Source organism: Variovorax sp. CCNWLW186 (assembly GCF_037203865.1).
Lineage (GTDB): Bacteria > Pseudomonadota > Gammaproteobacteria > Burkholderiales > Burkholderiaceae_C > Variovorax.
The window spans coordinates 18385-34423 of the sequence record NZ_JBBCBO010000032.1; the positions used below are offsets into that span (position 1 = coordinate 18385).

The 16039-nt window shown below is 63.4% G+C and carries 18 protein-coding genes and 1 tRNA gene; 8 read left to right on the plus strand and 11 right to left on the minus strand.

The window, feature by feature from the left end; genetic code table 11:
* Positions 1 to 29: 29 nt before the first annotated feature.
* The 3 genes from V9K97_RS25555 to V9K97_RS25565 all read left to right on the plus strand — a co-directional run bounded on the left by V9K97_RS25555 (position 30) and on the right by V9K97_RS25565 (position 3227).
* Complete coding sequence (locus V9K97_RS25555) at positions 30 to 1073, plus strand: type IV pilus twitching motility protein PilT (RefSeq protein ID WP_258502587.1); 1044 nt, start codon at positions 30 to 32, stop codon at positions 1071 to 1073.
* A gap of 27 nt (positions 1074 to 1100) precedes the next feature.
* Complete coding sequence (locus V9K97_RS25560) at positions 1101 to 2237, plus strand: PilT/PilU family type 4a pilus ATPase (RefSeq protein ID WP_157616144.1); 1137 nt, start codon at positions 1101 to 1103, stop codon at positions 2235 to 2237.
* Positions 2238 to 2318: 81 nt separating this feature from the next.
* The gene (locus V9K97_RS25565) at positions 2319 to 3227 is read left to right on the plus strand and encodes an NAD(P)-dependent oxidoreductase (protein WP_337321525.1); all 909 of its coding nucleotides are present in this window, start codon (positions 2319 to 2321) and stop codon (positions 3225 to 3227) included.
* A gap of 71 nt (positions 3228 to 3298) precedes the next feature.
* On the opposite strand, the gene V9K97_RS25570 is transcribed toward V9K97_RS25565, so the two are convergent.
* The 3 genes from V9K97_RS25570 to V9K97_RS25580 all read right to left on the minus strand — a co-directional run bounded on the left by V9K97_RS25570 (position 3299) and on the right by V9K97_RS25580 (position 5164).
* The gene (locus V9K97_RS25570) at positions 3299 to 4066 is read right to left on the minus strand and encodes a BON domain-containing protein (protein WP_337321527.1); all 768 of its coding nucleotides are present in this window, start codon (positions 4064 to 4066) and stop codon (positions 3299 to 3301) included.
* Positions 4063 to 4707 carry an SIS domain-containing protein gene (locus V9K97_RS25575; protein ID WP_258502589.1) on the minus strand — a complete coding sequence of 215 codons (645 nt, stop codon included), beginning with the start codon at positions 4705 to 4707 and terminating at the stop codon, positions 4063 to 4065. The genes V9K97_RS25570 and V9K97_RS25575 overlap by 4 nt, the downstream gene beginning before the upstream one ends.
* A 91-nt stretch (positions 4708 to 4798) precedes the next feature.
* Complete coding sequence (locus V9K97_RS25580; RefSeq protein ID WP_157616148.1) at positions 4799 to 5164, minus strand: YraN family protein; 366 nt, start codon at positions 5162 to 5164, stop codon at positions 4799 to 4801.
* Positions 5165 to 5210: 46 nt separating this feature from the next.
* Between V9K97_RS25580 and rsmI the strand changes: the two genes are divergently transcribed.
* Positions 5211 to 6173: a 16S rRNA (cytidine(1402)-2'-O)-methyltransferase gene (gene rsmI, locus V9K97_RS25585; RefSeq protein WP_337321531.1), complete on the plus strand. Its 963-nt coding sequence runs from the start codon at positions 5211 to 5213 to the stop codon at positions 6171 to 6173.
* Positions 6174 to 6175: 2 nt separating this feature from the next.
* On the opposite strand, the gene V9K97_RS25590 is transcribed toward rsmI, so the two are convergent.
* Positions 6176 to 6904 (minus strand): glutathione S-transferase, encoded by a 729-nt coding sequence (locus tag V9K97_RS25590; protein WP_337321532.1) that lies wholly within the window; start codon positions 6902 to 6904, stop codon positions 6176 to 6178.
* A 54-nt stretch (positions 6905 to 6958) separates the two neighbouring features.
* Complete coding sequence (locus tag V9K97_RS25595; RefSeq protein ID WP_337321534.1) at positions 6959 to 7591, minus strand: FMN-dependent NADH-azoreductase; 633 nt, start codon at positions 7589 to 7591, stop codon at positions 6959 to 6961.
* 106 nt (positions 7592 to 7697) lie between these two features.
* On the opposite strand from V9K97_RS25595, the gene V9K97_RS25600 reads away from it, so the two are divergent.
* Positions 7698 to 8585 carry a LysR family transcriptional regulator gene (locus V9K97_RS25600; protein WP_337321536.1) on the plus strand — a complete coding sequence of 296 codons (888 nt, stop codon included), beginning with the start codon at positions 7698 to 7700 and terminating at the stop codon, positions 8583 to 8585.
* An 11-nt stretch (positions 8586 to 8596) separates the two neighbouring features.
* Here the strand turns inward: V9K97_RS25600 and V9K97_RS25605 are convergent, their stop codons facing one another.
* Complete coding sequence (locus V9K97_RS25605) at positions 8597 to 9271, minus strand: hypothetical protein (RefSeq protein WP_337321537.1); 675 nt, start codon at positions 9269 to 9271, stop codon at positions 8597 to 8599.
* 220 nt (positions 9272 to 9491) lie between these two features.
* Between V9K97_RS25605 and V9K97_RS25610 the strand changes: the two genes are divergently transcribed.
* Positions 9492 to 9734 carry a helix-turn-helix domain-containing protein gene (locus V9K97_RS25610; RefSeq protein WP_337321538.1) on the plus strand — a complete coding sequence of 81 codons (243 nt, stop codon included), beginning with the start codon at positions 9492 to 9494 and terminating at the stop codon, positions 9732 to 9734.
* A gap of 308 nt (positions 9735 to 10042) precedes the next feature.
* Here the strand turns inward: V9K97_RS25610 and V9K97_RS25615 are convergent, their stop codons facing one another.
* The 3 genes from V9K97_RS25615 to V9K97_RS25625 are packed head-to-tail and all read right to left on the minus strand — an operon-like array spanning position 10043 to position 12701.
* Positions 10043 to 10885, minus strand: coding sequence for a hypothetical protein (locus tag V9K97_RS25615; protein ID WP_337321540.1), 843 nt, complete (start codon positions 10883 to 10885; stop codon positions 10043 to 10045).
* Between the two features lie 2 nt (positions 10886 to 10887).
* Positions 10888 to 11895, minus strand: a complete 1008-nt coding sequence (locus tag V9K97_RS25620) for a hypothetical protein (protein ID WP_337321542.1) — start codon at positions 11893 to 11895, stop codon at positions 10888 to 10890.
* Positions 11892 to 12701 carry a TIGR04255 family protein gene (locus tag V9K97_RS25625; RefSeq protein ID WP_337321544.1) on the minus strand — a complete coding sequence of 270 codons (810 nt, stop codon included), beginning with the start codon at positions 12699 to 12701 and terminating at the stop codon, positions 11892 to 11894. The genes V9K97_RS25620 and V9K97_RS25625 overlap by 4 nt, the downstream gene beginning before the upstream one ends.
* A gap of 463 nt (positions 12702 to 13164) precedes the next feature.
* Here V9K97_RS25625 and V9K97_RS25630 point away from each other — a divergent pair, with 463 nt between their 5' ends.
* Positions 13165 to 13617: a hypothetical protein gene (locus V9K97_RS25630; protein WP_337321545.1), complete on the plus strand. Its 453-nt coding sequence runs from the start codon at positions 13165 to 13167 to the stop codon at positions 13615 to 13617.
* A gap of 167 nt (positions 13618 to 13784) precedes the next feature.
* On the opposite strand, the gene V9K97_RS25635 is transcribed toward V9K97_RS25630, so the two are convergent.
* Together V9K97_RS25635 and V9K97_RS25640 are read right to left on the minus strand one after the other, a co-directional pair.
* A tRNA-Arg gene (locus V9K97_RS25635) sits at positions 13785 to 13859 on the minus strand.
* A 43-nt stretch (positions 13860 to 13902) separates the two neighbouring features.
* Complete coding sequence (locus V9K97_RS25640; protein ID WP_337321547.1) at positions 13903 to 14571, minus strand: TetR family transcriptional regulator; 669 nt, start codon at positions 14569 to 14571, stop codon at positions 13903 to 13905.
* A 178-nt stretch (positions 14572 to 14749) separates the two neighbouring features.
* Here V9K97_RS25640 and V9K97_RS25645 point away from each other — a divergent pair, with 178 nt between their 5' ends.
* Positions 14750 to 16039, plus strand: coding sequence for an efflux RND transporter periplasmic adaptor subunit (locus V9K97_RS25645; RefSeq protein ID WP_337321549.1), 1290 nt, complete (start codon positions 14750 to 14752; stop codon positions 16037 to 16039).

A 16039-nucleotide genomic window follows, 5' to 3' on the forward strand; every position in this document is an offset into this window, starting at 1 on the left:
ACGTCACCGAACTCGAGCCGAGGATTCCCGTGGACATTACCCAACTGCTGGCATTCAGCGTCAAGAACAAAGCCTCCGACCTGCATTTGTCGGCCGGCCTGCCGCCCATGATTCGCGTCCATGGCGACGTGCGGCGCATCAACGTCGATGCGCTCGACCACAAGGCGGTGCACGCCATGGTGTACGACATCATGAGCGACACCCACCGCAAGCACTACGAAGAGTTTCTGGAGGTCGACTTCTCGTTCGAGATCGACGGCCTGGCACGCTTCCGGGTGAATGCCTTCAACCAGGCACGCGGCGCGGCCGCCGTGTTCCGGACCATTCCTTCGAAGATCCTGACGCTGGAGCAGCTCAACGCGCCCAAGATTTTCGCGGAACTGGCGCTCAAGCCGCGCGGCCTGGTGCTGGTGACCGGCCCCACGGGCTCGGGCAAGTCGACCACGCTGGCCGCGATGGTCAACTACCTGAACGAAAACGAGTACGGCCACATCCTCACGGTGGAAGACCCGATCGAGTTCGTGCACGAATCGAAGAAGTGCCTGATCAACCAGCGCGAAGTGGGGCCGATGACGCTGTCGTTCTCGAACGCCCTGCGCTCTGCCCTGCGCGAAGATCCGGACGCCATCTTGGTGGGCGAGCTGCGCGACCTGGAAACCATTCGCCTGGCCATGACCGCGGCCGAAACGGGCCACCTGGTGTTCGGCACGCTGCACACCTCGTCGGCCGCCAAGACCATCGACCGGATCATCGACGTGTTCCCGGGCGAGGAAAAGGAAATGATCCGCGCCATGCTGTCGGAGTCGCTGCAGGCCGTGATCTCGCAAACGCTGTGCAAGACCAAGGACGGCCAGGGCCGCGTGGCGGCGCACGAGATCATGCTGGGCACGCCCGCCATTCGCAATTTGATTCGCGAAGCCAAGGTGGCGCAGATGTATTCGGCCATCCAGACCGGCCAGGGCTCGGGCATGCAGACGCTGGACCAGAACCTGACCGACCTCGTGCGCCGCAATGCCATTTCGGCGGCGGAAGCACGCGGCAAGGCCAAGATCCCAGAAAATTTCCCTGGCTGATCCACAGCCCTTCGGAGTACCGACATCATGGAACGCGATCAAGCCAGCCAGTTCATCAACGACCTGCTCAAGCTCATGGTGAGCCGCAACGGCAGCGACTTGTTCATTACGGCGGACTTTCCGCCCGCCATCAAGGTCGATGGCAAGGTCACCAAGGTGTCGCAGCAGGCGCTGGGCGCGCAGCACACGCTGGCGCTGACGCGCTCGGTCATGAACGACCGGCAAACGGCTGAGTTCGAGCGCACCAAGGAATGCAACTTTGCAATCTCGCCCACCGGCATTGGCCGGTTCCGGGTGAACGCGTTTGTGCAGCAGGGCAAAGTGGGCATGGTGCTGCGGACCATTCCGGCCAAGCTGCCGACCATCGACGGCCTGGGCATGCCGCAGGTGCTGAAGGACGTGTCGATGACCAAGCGCGGCCTCACCATCATGGTGGGCGCCACGGGCTCGGGCAAGTCGACCACGCTGGCGGCCATGATCGACTGGCGCAACGAAAACTCCTACGGCCACATCGTCACCGTGGAAGACCCGGTGGAGTTTGTGCACCCGCACAAGAACTGCGTGGTGACGCAGCGCGAAGTGGGCATTGACACCGACAGCTGGGAAGCGGCGCTCAAGAACACGCTGCGCCAGGCGCCCGACGTCATCTTGATGGGCGAAATTCGCGACCGCGAGACCATGGAGCACGCGGTGGCTTTTGCCGAAACCGGCCACCTTTGCATGGCCACGCTGCACGCCAACAGCGCCAACCAGGCGCTGGACCGCATCATCAACTTCTTTCCCGAAGAACGCCGCGCGCAGCTGCTGATGGACTTGTCGCTGAACCTGCGTTCGCTGATTTCGCAGCGCCTGATTCCCACCGAAGACGGCCAGGGCCGCGTGGCCGCAGTGGAAGTGCTGCTGAACACGCCGCTCATCTCGGACCTGATCTTCAAGGGCGAAGTCGGCGAGATCAAGGAGATCATGAAGAAGAGCCGGAACCTCGGCATGCAGACCTTCGACCAGGCGCTGTTCGACCTGTTCGAAAGCCACTCGATCACCTTTGAAGACGCCATTCGCAACGCCGACTCGGCCAACGACCTGCGGCTGCAGATCAAGCTCAACAGCCAGCGCGCGCGCAGCACCGACCTTTCGGCCGGCACGGAGCATTTCGCGATCGTTTAGACGCCCCCCCGAAGCGCCTTCGGTGCGCTGGGTGAATCCGCTGCGAGACGAAGGCCGCTCATTGGCTTTAAGCTCTCGCCCATGAGCAGCATCAACACCCGAACCTACGAATCCACCCCCGCGCAGACGGTGGCCTTTCTGGGCCTTGGCGTCATGGGCGGGCCGATGGCCGGCCACCTGGCCAAGGCCGGACACAACGTCACGGTCTACAACCGCACACCGGCCAAGGCCGAGGCATGGGTTGCCGAATTCGGCCCGCCGGGTCGCTACGCCGCCACGCCGCGCGACGCCGCCGCCGGCGCCGACATCGTGTTCAGCTGCGTGGGCAACGACGACGACCTGCGCTCCGTGGTGCTGGGCCCCAACGGCGCCTTCGCAAGCATGAAAAAAGGCGCCGTGTTCGTCGACCACACCACCGCTTCGGCCGATGTGGCGCGCGAACTGTCGAGCGCGGCGCAGGCGCTGGGCCTGCATTTCATCGACGCACCGGTTTCCGGCGGCCAGGCCGGCGCGCAGAACGGTGCGCTCACCGTGATGTGCGGCGGCGACAAGGCAAGCTTCGAGCGCGTGAAGCCGGCGATCAACGCCTTTGCGCGCGCCGTTACGCTGCTGGGCGCCAGCGGTGCGGGCCAGCTCGCCAAAATGGTCAATCAGATCGCCATTGCCGGCCTGGTGCAGGGTCTCTCCGAAGCCATTGCCTTCGGCCAGCGCGCCGGCCTCGACATGAAGGCGGTGCTCGAAGTCATCGGCAAGGGTGCCGCGCAAAGCTGGCAAATGGACAACCGCGGCAAGACCATGATCGAAGGCAAGTTCGACTATGGCTTTGCCGTCGACTGGATGCGCAAGGACCTGGGCCTGGTGCTCGACGAGGCCAAGCGCAACGGCTCGCGCGTGCCGGTAACGGCGCTGGTCGACCAGTTCTATGCCGACGTGCAGCAGGCCGGCGGCAGCCGGTGGGACACCTCGAGCCTGATCATCCGGCTCAAATGAAAAAAGCCCGCGCAAGCGGGCTTTTTGCTTTGGGCCTGGCTGGCCTGGAGCTGGGGCTGTCGAGAGACAGGTCAGCGCACGGGCGAGGTGGTCACGCTGCCCGGCTGGCCGGCCGGCGGCAGCGGCTCCATCGGCGGCAGCGGCACGCGCGAAGACGATGAAGAAGGCGCCGGAGCCACCGAGCTTGGCGCCGGCGCAGGAGCAGCGCCCGTGCCGCCGCGCTGGGCCTGGTTGGCCAGCTCGGCCTCGCTCACGATCTCGACCACGCGCACCACCTTTTGCACGCCCGAGATGCCGCGCGCAATTTCGGTCGCGCGGTCGGTCTCGCGGCGCGTGGCAATGCCCATCAGGTAGACCACGCCGCGCTCGGTCACCACTTTGAACGAGTTGGCGAAGATGTCCTTGGCATCGAGCAGCGAGGCCTTGATCTTGCCGCTGATGAACACGTCGTTCGAACGGTCCTGGAAGGTGCTGGGCTGGCCGATGGTGAGCTCGTTGACCACCGAGCGCACGTTGTCCACGCGCTGCACCACCTCTTCGACGCGGCGGCGGTCGGCCTCGTTGCCCACGGCGCCGGTCAGCAGCACCTGGCGGTTGTAGCTGGTCACGCTCACGTACATGTTGTCGTTGGCAATCTCGCGCACGCGGGCGGCCGCGCGCAGCTCGATGCCCTGGTCGTCCAGCTGGGCGCCGGAGCTGCGGCGGTCGGTCGCCACCATGCCCACGCCCATTGCGGCCGCGCCGCCCACCACAAGCGGCACGCAGCCGGAAAGCCCGGCAACCAGAACGGCTCCCGAGGCGAATGCAATGGCGAGGCGTTGGAATGGTGTCGTCGTCATGTGGAAGCTTCCTGTTCTCCGAGTAGCTGGGCATCCACGCCGTCGCACAGGCAATGCAGTGCGAGCAGGTGGACTTCGTGGATGCGTGCCGCACGTTCGTGCGACACACCAATCTGAACGTCAGTTTCGCGCAGCGCGCGCCCAATGGCGCCGCCGGTTCCGGTGCTGCCCGCGGCAGGCGAGGCCGGCTGGCCGATGCTGGCATTGCCGAGCAGGGCCACAACGGTCATGTCGCGCTCATGCGCGGCCAGCACCGCAGCCAGCACGGCCGCCGATTGCCCGCTGGCACTGAGGGCAAGCAGCACGTCGCCGGCCTGGCCGAGCGCGCGCACCTGGCGGGCAAAGCGGTCGGCGTCGATGGCGTTGGCGCTGTCGGCCAAGGGGTCGGTGCTGTCGCCGGGCAGCGCAATGGCGCCCAGCTCGGGCCGCTCGCGCTCGAAGCGGCCGACAAACTGCGCCGCGAACTGGGCCGCAAGCAGGCCCGACACGCCCGCACCGCAGGCCAGCACCTTGCCGCCGCTCGTCACGCACGCCAGGATGGCCTGCATGGCTTGCGATATGGGTTTGCTGAGGACTGGGCCGGCCTGGTATTTAAGGTCGGCGCTATCGATGAAATGTTGCTGAATCCGTTGCTCGAGCATGGGGCGGGATGATACCGGGGGGCAATGAAACAAGACGTTTGCGGTGTGGAGCCTTCGGCGCGCGCCGAGTTCCCGCGCCGCCGCCAAGACGCTAGCCCGCGTCGAACGCCCCCTTCAGCCAGGTGATGCGCTCTTCGACCAGCACCACGTCGAAGCGGCACGGCGGCAGCGTGCGCAGCCCGTTCAGGTAATGCCGCGCCGCAAAGACGATGCGCCGCTGCTTGATGCCCGTGATGCTGCCGCCGGCACCGCCATGCGAGGCCGTGCTGCGCTGGCGCACCTCGACGAACACCAGCGTTCCGTCGCGCGGATCGCGCATGATCAGGTCGATCTCGCCGCCGCCGCGCCCGGGCGTTCGATAATTGCGGGCAACCAGCGCGAGGCCGGCGTTCTGAAGATGGTCGAGCGCGGCGTCTTCCGCCGCATCGCCCCGATGCTTCGTCGTGATGGTTTTCATGCTTGGCTCCCTGCCGGCTTTCTTTTTGTTTCTTCGGAGAAACCCATTGGCTTCACTCGCACCCGCCACCTTCGGCGCCGCTCTTGCGGCCGCGCGCGATGCCTCGGGTGCGCAGCATTATCCGCAGGGCACGCTCTACGTCGTGGCCACGCCCATCGGCAACCTGGCCGACATCACCCTGCGGGCGCTGCATGTGCTGCAGCTTGTCGACGCCGTGGCCTGCGAGGACACGCGCCACACCCAAAGCCTGCTGCGCGCCTACGGCATCGACCGGCCCAATGCCCAGCTGCTGGCCGTGCACCAGCACAACGAGGCCGAGGCTGCCCAGGCCGTGGCCGCACGGCTTGCCCAGGGTGAACGCATCGCCTACGTGAGCGACGCCGGCACGCCCGGCGTGAGCGACCCCGGCGCGCGGCTGGTGGCGGCCGTGCGAGCGGCCGGCCAGCGCGTGCTGCCGCTGCCGGGCGCGAGCAGCGTGACCACGCTCATCGGTGCGGCCGGGCTGGTGGCCGACGGCGGCGACGGCAACGCCAGCAGCGCCTTCGTGTTCGCGGGCTTTTTGCCGAGCAAGGCGGGCGAGCGCGACACCGCCGTGCAGGCGCTCGCGCAAGAGCCCCGCGCCGTGGTGCTGCTCGAGGCGCCGCACCGCATCGAAACCCTGGCCCGTGCGCTTGCGGTGCTGGGCGAGCGCCACGTCACCGTCGGGCGCGAGCTCACCAAGCAATTCGAAGAAATAGCCACCGTGCCCGCCAACGCCCTGCCCGACTGGTTCGCGGCCGGCCGCGACCGCACGCGCGGCGAGTTCGCGCTGGTGCTGCACCCCATGGCAGTGGTCGGCGACGACGGCGCCGAGGGAGAACGCGTGTTGCGGCTATTGCTGGCCGAACTGCCGGTGAAAACCGCCGTGCGCCTGGCGGCGGAGATCAGCGGCGCGCCGCGCAATGCGCTGTATGAAACGGCGCTGCGCATCCGCAACGACGGCGGCTCGGCGGACGACGACGCCGAATAACCTCAACCATCCAGCTCCGCATAGCGCCTGAAGATCCCGTCTTCATTGAACGCGATGCGGCGCGGGCTTTGCAGGTAGTCGTGCACGCGCTGGCGGCGCTTGACGTTGTCGTGCAGCTGCTCGACCCGGGGCGTGTCGGCCAGCGCCCTTGCGGCGGCTTTCGGGAACGCATAGCGCAGGCCGTCCACCAGCTGGAACAGCGACAGGTCGGCGTAGGTGAGCACGTCGCCCACCAGGTGCGAAGACCCCGCGGGGTTGCGCTGCAGCACCCGTTCGAACCAGTTCAAGAACTTTGGAATGCGCTCTTCGCGGAAGGCGCGCGCCCGCTGCACGGCCGCGTCGCGCTGGTCTTCGTAGTAGGCGCCGGTGGAAATGGGATGGTGCGTGTCGTGCGCCTCGGCCACCACGTCGGCAATGGTGAGCTGCAGCTGATGAGTCCACAGCCCGTCCGATTCGCCGACGCCCGCGAGCCCCAACCGTGGCCCCAGGTACAGCAGGATGGCGGCGGTCTGCCCGACGACGATGTCGCCGTCGATGAGGAACGGCGGTGCGAAGGCGGGGCGCACGATCTCCGGGTCATCGAGCCGCTCGCCCAATGCAGATTCGCCGCCGCCCTTCGACTCGGGCAGCCGCGCCACGTCGACATAGTCTGCACCGGCCGCCTCGAGCGCGAGCCGCACGAATTCGCCTCGGCCCTGGATGGTGGGCCAGTAGTGAAGTTGGTAGGTCATGCGGTCATGGTGTCAGGGTCCGCGCGGCCCTGCAACCGCCCTGCGCTTAGCCCCTTAGAGCCCCTCGGCAAGCTCTGTGGCCCTGCGCTTTGCATCGGCTCTTGCGCCGGCGTCGACCTCCGGCCCCATCAGCGTCTTTTCGACGACGACCGAGCGCACCTCGCGCACGCCGATAAAGCGCAGCCAAGTCTCAATGTACGGCAGCTGAAAGTCGAGTTCATGCGCGGAGCCGTTTTCGCCCAGCGGATAGTCGAGCCCCCGCGCGCAGACCACCGTTGCCATGCGCGTCTGCAGCATGCCCGAGAGGCCCGATTCGTCGAAGCGGAACAGCACGTCTTTGTGCGAGACCAGGTCGATCAGGTGCTTCAGCTTGTAGGGAATGCCAAAGTTCCAGAGCGGCACGGCAAGCACGATGTGGTCCGCCGCGTGAAAGGGCGCGGCAATGCGCCGCACTTCGTCCCACGCCGTTTGCTGCGCGGCGGTAAGCGGCACGCCGTTGATGCCGGCGTACTTGGCATCGAGCATGTCTTGCGACAGCTCCGGAAGCTCCATCCTCCAGGGGTTCAGGGTGGTTACGCGGCAGCCGGGGTGGACGCGCGTCACCTCGTCGATGAATGCCCCGGCGACCTCGATGCTGGCGGAGCGCGCAGCCCTCGGCGACGTCTCGATGTACAGAAGTTCTTTCATGGCATGCGGTGAGTGAATGGTTCAGGAAAGCCGAGGCTAGGCATCGCACGCAATGCACACAAGCAACATAATTTGCACCGATTCAGAACCAATCGCACTGAAACCCATGCTCGACTCCCAACAGCTGCGCGCTTTTGTCTCGGTTGCCGACCACGCCAGCGTGACGCGCGCGGCCGACGCCATGCACCTGACCCAATCGGCCGTGAGCGCGCAGATCAAGCGGCTGGAAGAGCAGCTGGGTTGCCGCGTGTTCGACCGCACCACCCGCTCGCTGCAGCTCACGGCGCAAGGCAGCGTGCTGCTGAGTTATGCCAGGAGCATTCTCAGCCTGCAGCAGCAGGCCGTCTCCAGAGTTGCGGCGCCGCGGCATGCGCCGACCACGCTGCACCTAGGGTGCTCCGAAGGGTTCCCGAGCGAATGGCTGTTTGCCGCGCTCGCGAGCTTTCGCAGCCGCAGGCCGAGCGTGCATGTGGAAGTGACCTGCGGCATCAGCACCATGCTTGCCAGGCAGGTGCGCGAACGCTCGCTGGACCTGATGGTCGGCACCGTCTGCGATGCCGGCAGCGACACCGAAACCCTGTGGATGGAACCGCTCGTCTGGGCGTTTTCAGAAAAGTCGCTGCTCGACCCCGAGGGGCCGATTCCGCTCGCCTTTCTTTCGGAGCCCTGCCCTTTTCGCGAAGCCGCACTGTCATCGCTGGCGGGCCATGGCGCGGCCAACTGGCAGATCGTGTTGACCGCGCAGGGCTCGAGCGCGTTGACGGCGGCAGCCGTCACCGGCCTGGCTATTACCGTGCTGACGCCTTCGGGCATGTCGCCGGGGCTGAAGGCGATTCCGGCGGGGAGCTTTTTGCCGGCGCTACCGCCGGCGCGGTTTGTGATTCAGCGCGGTGGGAGCGGCACCGCGCCTGAAGCCCTATCGGCTCTGGCCGATGAGGTTCGGGAGGCCTGCTTTCGATGGAGGGGGTCGCATGCGGGAGCGACCGGGGTATAGCGCCTCGCAAATCAGCGGCTCCTATCTCGATCATCCATCGAGCGAAGCCGCTGGCCGCGATCGACGCCTACGTCGTAGATGCTGGCCAACTCGCATCGTCGCCAGAAATCCAGGCCTTCCAACGCATTGGTAATGTCGATATTCGCGAGCAGAGAGAACCCCAGGACCACCCCTTGCGCGAATGCCAAGATCAGCGGCTCCGCGTGCTCGGTACTCCCCAAGCTGCCGCGGATCAGTTGGCCGCCAAGCTCCATGAGCTTCAGTGTGTGGGTAGATGCAGTTGCGGTACTTTCCTTCGGCACCCGCAGACACCAAAGCCTGGAGCCGAGCGTCCACACCGTGTGGCGCGGAACCTCGTCGCACCGCGCCTCTTTGATCGCGATCTGCCTTCCGCGGATTGCACCGAAGTTGCGATGGTCCCGGCCGTAGAAGAATTCAGCGAACTCATCGGCTTTCTTCTCCGCGGCTCGTTTGCTCCGTGCCGCCCTGTCTCTGGCCCGGAGGCTGGAGACACGCTCGACGAGAGAACCCAACTCATCGCCTGACATCCGGCGACTGGATGGCATGGTGCGGTCATACCAGTCCGCCAATTGCGCCAAGGTCTGGCATTCCGTGTAAGCCCTGTAGGAGGTTGTAGCTAAAGAGAAGCAAGGGAGCCGCCTGAGGCAGCCTTCGGGTCGCTTCATGGGAACGGCCTTCTGACCCCCGTCGCTGGTCCATCGACTCCGCCGCTTGCAATGCAGGCCGCCAGCACAAAGGCTGCGCCTGCGAGAAACATCCCGCTTTTCATTTCGATCCGATCCCTGACTGATTTTTTTACACCGCTCGGTCTTCGCCGTTGCGTGCTGGATCGTATCTTGAAAAGTCGCGTTACGACTATTCCGTATCGGACTAGACGATGAACGCATGTCCGTTTCTCTTTATCACGCCGAATACGAGGCGCTGCGCAACCTGATGCACGACGTTCGGGTGAAGGCCGGCCTAACGCAAGTGCAGATGGCCGAAGCTCTGGGTGTGGGCCAGTCCTACGTCTCCAAGCTTGAACGTGGCGAGAACTTTGTCGACGTGCTGCTGTTTGCCCGGTGGTGTTCGGCCTGCGGGGTCAAGCCGGGCAAAACCTTGGACAAATTAATAGGGACACAGATCTAGCGGTCCACAATCCGGCCCCGAGAGCAGTCCGGCCGTTGTCTGAACAAATTTTGATACCTCGTTTCTGCTGCAGCCGCGACGATGCACGGCGAAGCCGACCTTCAGCGACGCCTGACTAATCGACCTCTTCATTGGGGATGGCAGACGATCGGGATTGCGGCCGACCGCACGAGCGTTGGGCTCCGCCCCCATAGCAGAGCGCCAAAAAGAAGTTCACTGGTCAGCTTCTACGATTCGCTGAGTTCTTGCGAGACCAATCTAACAATCAATGAACATGATTGATCTGGCTTTTCCGCTCTTCTTAGCGCCTACTCGCCAACTGGCACTGCACCATTGGGACCACCAAGGTAGCCGAATGTCAGCGCGTCAAGGTCCAAGCGCTGCGTGCCCTTGAATGTCGCATAGGAGAACTTATCAGCAGTTTCTAGGTGGACTTGCGCAGTTACCCCCTTGAGCCCACTTATCCATGCCTTGAAACTGTCATAGGCTACTTTTGCCTTCTCGCTCAACGGCCGTCGCGCAATGACATAAAGAACGACGTTGTATGTCTCATGGTCTTCCAGTTCACGTTCCGGCGGCGAGACGAGAACGCGGATTTCCTCTACCTCAGCGGTCAACCGCTTGAGCCATTCACGCTGCTTTCCTGCGTTGTACTGCATTCTTTCAGCGAGACTGTTTGGCAGTGGGTAGCGCGAATACCTACCGCCGATCCACTTCGCCAAGTCAATTCCATCGTTCCAGGCGAGGTCCAAGTCCACGGCACGGGGCAAGCCGACCAAATCGGCGCGACCGACTAGCCAACGATCGTGCACGCGGAACTCAGCGAATTGCTTAGTAGGATGCCGTAGTTGAAGCCGGCGATATGACTTCTTCAACGCGATACCTGTGTTCTCGGGAACGCCAAGGCGCCCAAGAATAAACTCGGCGTGCGGTTCGTCTACCAGACTGCCGTGCACGATGTCGCAAGCCTGCGAGGACACAAACGGAACCCAAATTTCGCTAGGCCTTGCGTCGAGTTCCTCGCTTACCCATTGCGGCATCCGTTGACGATGCCAATCCAAGCACTCTGTCGAACACGCGCTGCCGGTGCGCCATCCCGCGTGATGAATGGCTACAGCGATTTGCTGATCGTGCTCGGTTGGGTCTGACATTGTCAGTCGAATGCGAGGTCTGACCTATGAGTTCCGTAGGGCAATCCACCGACGTCGCGGCGGCGTTGCGTCCCGGCTTTGCGATCCTCAACTGCATATCGAGCCAGTCGATCAACGAGATTGGTGATTTCTTCGTCGGAAGGGTCCTCGTCAGAAAGCAAATCCATCAAGGACACGGTGCTGCCTTCAGGCACATGTCGAAGGTAGCGCCCCAACATGTCGCCTTCAGTAACGTGAAGCCAGTATTTCCACGCGAACAGAAGCCGCCCCATTCGTTCATGACTCGCCGACCGTATCTTCTCGAGGGGGCGTTCGCGCCACTGGCTCAACATTGCTCGTGTAACGCCGATGATGCGAGTTAAGTCGTAGTAGCTAAGCTGCTCTTCCTCGACTAGTGTTTCCAATGCATTGCGAAAGTCTTTCGCCAGCAAGATGGCATCACGCTGCTGTCGGGACCTTAGGACTGCCACGGCCCTCTCATCAAGCGCATTGCTTGAGCTAGTCGTTCGTGGGAGCACGTCGGGCTTCGCGATGCCGACGACGTTCACTTCTGGCAACACGTCAAACCTGTCCACCCTCGACACGTCGACCAACACTGCATCTAGGAGTTCATCAGAGTTATATCGACCGATTGATTTGTACCAATCAAGCAGAAGACGGCCTGAGTCGGCGGCCTTCAAACTTTGATGATCCAGGTGACTCGAATAGAGCGTCAGATCGCCACCTGCAAACTTGGACAGACCAGCATTCCTCTGGCACTCATATCCTAGAAATTCTTCACCGACTTGCACGATGGGCGCAGAATGGAATCGATAGGTCTCCATGTAGCGAGCCGTCATGTCGGACAGTGTCGACGTGCTAGTGATCAGCTTATCAAGCTCGATCAGCGCGTCCGGCATGGCGCACTGGACACGCCCGCGCAGCTTTGCAAGCAGAGTGAGCTCGTTCGCTTGTTCAGTCAAATCGATTGACAAATGACCTGAGGTGTAAATGGAGAGAGCGTTGCTCATGGCGTCTGCCAAAACCGTTGAGCCTCTTCGGTCGTCGCGGCCCTGAAACTCGCCGAGGCCAGCTGATGAATCTGCTTGAACTGTGCTTTCAGCGCCTCTAGGTCAAACGGCCTCGCAGCCTCATGAGCAACGTCAGTATCCATAATCGCGAACGGACGACCGGTGCTTTGGTGAAACTGCAGCGCCTTGGCCTGGACAGGGGAAAAGGCGAGCGACATTGCGGCCAAAGTTGGGGGAAGCACGAACTGTCCTTTGATCCGAGCCAAGATCAAGACCGTGGTTGATATATCTTGATACTTGAAGCGCGAGACCGTATTGCCCTGCTCGAAATCGCCAAGCACTTTGCTGCCTTCGCGCCACGGTCTCAGACTCGGCACCAGATAGTGGTCAGGCAACTCGTCACCCTGCGGCACCAGAAGGTCGACGCATCGAAGGCTACTGCGAAGCAACACGCGGGGTTTCAGCAAATCAGCCAGCAAGTCCAGCAACTGGAACCACTGGGATTGGAAACTGCCCGATCCCGCATAGTCCGTGCAATGCAGGGAAAGGCTACCCCGAGCCAGCCTGACGCCCATTGTTGAGGTGAAGTTCTTGAAGTCGCGCAACGGCTCCATGGACGGCGAGGATCCAGGGCCACCGATCTCCAGAGCCGACGAACTCTCCTCAAGTGGGTAACGATCCGACAGATGCGCCGTCAATGCCGGCAACTGAACCTCGAAATCCAAGACGCGTTGGAACTTGATCTCGGCAGTCAGATAGGCGAGCGGCGCGTTGGGCCATCGCCCCAGTCCCGTAGGCTTTTCCATGGAGATCTCCAGTTTGACAAACTATACATCGAATTTAGTTTAGCTTGACTGAAGAGCCAGCGCCAGATATATTGGCTATGCCCGGAAACGAAAAGGGCCAGGTGGTCAGACCTGGCCCCTCTCGCCCTTCCATCGCTGTCAGGGGCGTTCCAACAAAACTTGTTGCAGCACAGCAATTTTGCCATGAATGCCATCCGGGCGACAGCGGGTTAGTGCTCATTCCCAGGAGGTAATCATGAGCAATCAGCGTGGGCGAGATGCCCGTACAGGCGAGTTCATCCCAGTTCGCGAGGCGCTCCGGCGCCCTGCGACCACTGTGATCGAAACGATCCCCCGGCCTTCGCCGGTGAGAAAGCCGTCGCCTCCTCCAACTCGACGCAAGTAAAGGTCAGCATGAGGTGGGGGGCAGAGCAATCTGCCCCCCTTTTTTGATTGCCCACGTCTTTCAGGTGCCGGAGGGCATGTGGACACCAGTGATTGGATCGCTTCGGGCTCTGCCCTCATCGCCTTGACGAGCCTCGGCTATACGGTCTTCTTCGCGCGCACCCAGCACAAACTCAACAAGATCTTGGTTGCGGAAAAGGAACGCGAACAGGCAGAACGCAGGGTAGTGAGTCTCCGAGCCGAACTGATCAAAGAGACGCCGCAGAACTGGATCCTTCGAACCACGAACGTCGGCCAGGGCGCCGCGTACGCGGTCACAGTGAGGTGCGCAAAGAACGAGGACGGGAATGCTCTACTGGAAGACGAGGATATTGACCAGATCACGCCGGTCGCCCGTCTTGACTCGGCTCACTCCTTCGATATTAAGGCCACCAACTGGTATGGTGTGTTCGGCCCGCAGTCCATCCAGTACAACTGGAACGATGAGGATGGGACGTTTTGCTCTACCACTTTGAAGGTGCTGATTCACTGATTGCCGCTGTTCCCCACCCTCATTTGTCGTAGTAGGCGCTGATGTGCGGGCCGTGCTTCGCGCACGTCCGACACTGCATCAAAAAATGAAGAGAGGCGGTTGAAAAAGCGCCCCCCAGTTGGCAAACAAAAAAGCCGGCCACTCTTGCAAGTGTCCGGCTTCATATCTGGTCCCGCCGCCAGGAATCGAACCTGGATCTCAGCCTTCGGAGGGCCGAATTCTATCCGTTGAAATACAGCGAGGAATCTGGGTTCCGGCAGAACCGGAGCCCCGCATTATCGCCTATCAGGCGGCGACTTCTTCAGCTTCGTTCTTCGCACCCGCGGCCGAGTTCCGAACAAAGCCCAGGCCGGCCAGGTAAACGCGGAAAGTGCGCCGGCCGCTGGGCACAAGGTCGAAGGCGGTCGGGTCGAGCAGCCAGTTCTGGATGAGTCCGCTGATTAGCGCATGCAGCCCCTGCGCGGCCACGTGGCCGGGCACGGGCAGCTTGATGTTGGCGCGGCGGGCGGCCAGGCGCAGGGCTTTTTCAAAATCGGTCACGCAGGCGTTGCGTGCGTCCAGGTGCCGCTGCTGCACCGAGGCCATGTCGTGCGTGTATTCGACCTTGTGGGTGGCCACGTCGAACACGCGGCGCACCTGGGGGTCGGTGGTCATGAGGGTAAGCGCATGCACCATGCCCTCTTCGATCTCGGCCAGGGGGTCGTCGTTGCCGGCCGCCGCGGCGGCCCGGGGGCCGGCCTCCAGCGGCAGGATGACGCGCTCCATCATGGCGTTGAAGAGGTCGGCCTTGTCCTTGAAGTGCCAATAAATGGCGCCACGGGTCGCGCCGGCCTGCTGTGCAATCTGCTGCAGCGAGGTCTGCGAAACGCCCTGCGCCTGAAACAGCAGCTCCGCGGCATCGAGCAAGCGATGCCGCGTGGCCAATGCTTCTTCCTTCGTACGACGTGCCACCAAGTCTCCTGATTTGTAAAGCCAAGCCCTTTCCGCATCGTGGGGCCATTCGATGTTGTCACTATACATCCATGAATGTATGTAAACTAGCGGGCTTCCCCGATGGCCCGGCTGTTTATGCTGGCTTTCTGTTCGCTTTCTGCGAACGCGCCATCTCCCGTCTTTGCTTCAAAGGATTCGCATGCCTCTCCTGCATGTTTCGCGTCAATCTTCGTTCTCGCCGCGCCTCGCGATCGTGGCCGCTGCCGTGGTGCTGGCGCTTGCGGCCTGCTCCAAGGGCGATGCGCCCGCCGGCAAGGGAGGTGCAGCCGGTGGCGGTGCCCCGCCGGCGCCTGAAGTGGGCGTGGTGGTTGCAACGCCGACGGACGTGGGCCTGGTTACCGAGCTGCCGGGCCGGCTCGAAGCCTCGCGCGTGGCGCAGGTTCGCGCCCGCGCATCGGGCATCCTGCTGAAGCGCGAATTCCGCGAAGGCAGCGATGTAAAGGCCGGCCAGCTGCTGTTCCGCATCGACCCGGCGCCGCTGGTGGCCGCATCGCAAAACGCGCAAGCCACGCTGGCGCGCGCCGAAGCCAACGCCGTGCAGGCCAAGGCACTGGCCGACCGCTACAAGCCGCTGGTCGAGGCCAATGCGGTCAGCAAGCAAGAATATGCAAACGCCGTGGCCGCGCAAAAAACGGCCGAGGCCGACGTGGCCGCAGGCCGCGCCGCGGTGCAAACCGCGAAGATCAACCTGGGCTATGCCGACGTAACCTCGCCCATTGCCGGCCGCATTGGCCGCGCGCTGGTAACCGAAGGCGCGCTGGTAGGCCAGGGCGACGCCACCGAGCTGGCCGTGGTGCAGCAGATCAACCCGATGTACGTGAACTTCACGCAATCGGCCTCCGACGTGCTGAAGCTGCGCCGCGCGCTGGCCGCCGGCCAGTACAAGCGCGCAAGCGGCGAAGAGGCCGCCAGCGTCACGGTGGTGCTCGAAGACGGCACCGACTACACGCTGCCGGGCAAGCTGCTGTTCTCCGACCTGACGGTCGACCAGGCCACGGGCCAGGTCACGCTGCGCGCCGAGGTGCCCAACCCGAAGGGCGAGCTGCTGCCCGGCCTGTATGTGCGCGTAAAGCTCGAGCAGGCGCAGGCCACCAACGCAATCACCATTCCCCAGCAGGCGGTTACGCGCACGCAGCAGGGCGACACGGTGTCGGTGGTCAGTGCCGACGGCAAGATCAGCCAGCGCACGGTGAAGATCAGCGCCGCCAAGGACAACCAGTGGGTGGTGCTCGACGGCCTGAAGGCGGGCGAGCAGGTGATGGTCGACGGCTTCCAGAAGCTGCAGATGATGCCGCCCGGCACGCCGGTGAAGGCGGTGCCTTGGCAAAAGTCCGCGCCTAACGGTGCGGCACAACCGGCAGCGCCGGCGGCGTCTGCCGCGGCGGCGCCAGCCAGCGGTGCGGCGGCTGCGCCGGCCGAGAAGAAGTAA

Coding starts and splice junctions, on each gene's coding strand:
- V9K97_RS25560 (WP_157616144.1), top strand. CDS start 1,101: ATGGAACGCGATCAAGCCAGCCAGTTCATCAACGACCTGCTCAAGCTC.
- V9K97_RS25565 (WP_337321525.1), top strand. CDS start 2,319: ATGAGCAGCATCAACACCCGAACCTACGAATCCACCCCCGCGCAGACG.
- V9K97_RS25570 (WP_337321527.1), bottom strand. CDS start 4,066: ATGACGACGACACCATTCCAACGCCTCGCCATTGCATTCGCCTCGGGA.
- V9K97_RS25575 (WP_258502589.1), bottom strand. CDS start 4,707: ATGCTCGAGCAACGGATTCAGCAACATTTCATCGATAGCGCCGACCTT.
- V9K97_RS25580 (WP_157616148.1), bottom strand. CDS start 5,164: ATGAAAACCATCACGACGAAGCATCGGGGCGATGCGGCGGAAGACGCC.
- V9K97_RS25590 (WP_337321532.1), bottom strand. CDS start 6,904: ATGACCTACCAACTTCACTACTGGCCCACCATCCAGGGCCGAGGCGAA.
- V9K97_RS25595 (WP_337321534.1), bottom strand. CDS start 7,591: ATGAAAGAACTTCTGTACATCGAGACGTCGCCGAGGGCTGCGCGCTCC.
- V9K97_RS25600 (WP_337321536.1), top strand. CDS start 7,698: ATGCTCGACTCCCAACAGCTGCGCGCTTTTGTCTCGGTTGCCGACCAC.
- V9K97_RS25605 (WP_337321537.1), bottom strand. CDS start 9,271: ATGAAGCGACCCGAAGGCTGCCTCAGGCGGCTCCCTTGCTTCTCTTTA.
- V9K97_RS25610 (WP_337321538.1), top strand. CDS start 9,492: ATGTCCGTTTCTCTTTATCACGCCGAATACGAGGCGCTGCGCAACCTG.
- V9K97_RS25615 (WP_337321540.1), bottom strand. CDS start 10,885: ATGTCAGACCCAACCGAGCACGATCAGCAAATCGCTGTAGCCATTCAT.
- V9K97_RS25620 (WP_337321542.1), bottom strand. CDS start 11,895: ATGAGCAACGCTCTCTCCATTTACACCTCAGGTCATTTGTCAATCGAT.
- V9K97_RS25625 (WP_337321544.1), bottom strand. CDS start 12,701: ATGGAAAAGCCTACGGGACTGGGGCGATGGCCCAACGCGCCGCTCGCC.
- V9K97_RS25645 (WP_337321549.1), top strand. CDS start 14,750: ATGCCTCTCCTGCATGTTTCGCGTCAATCTTCGTTCTCGCCGCGCCTC.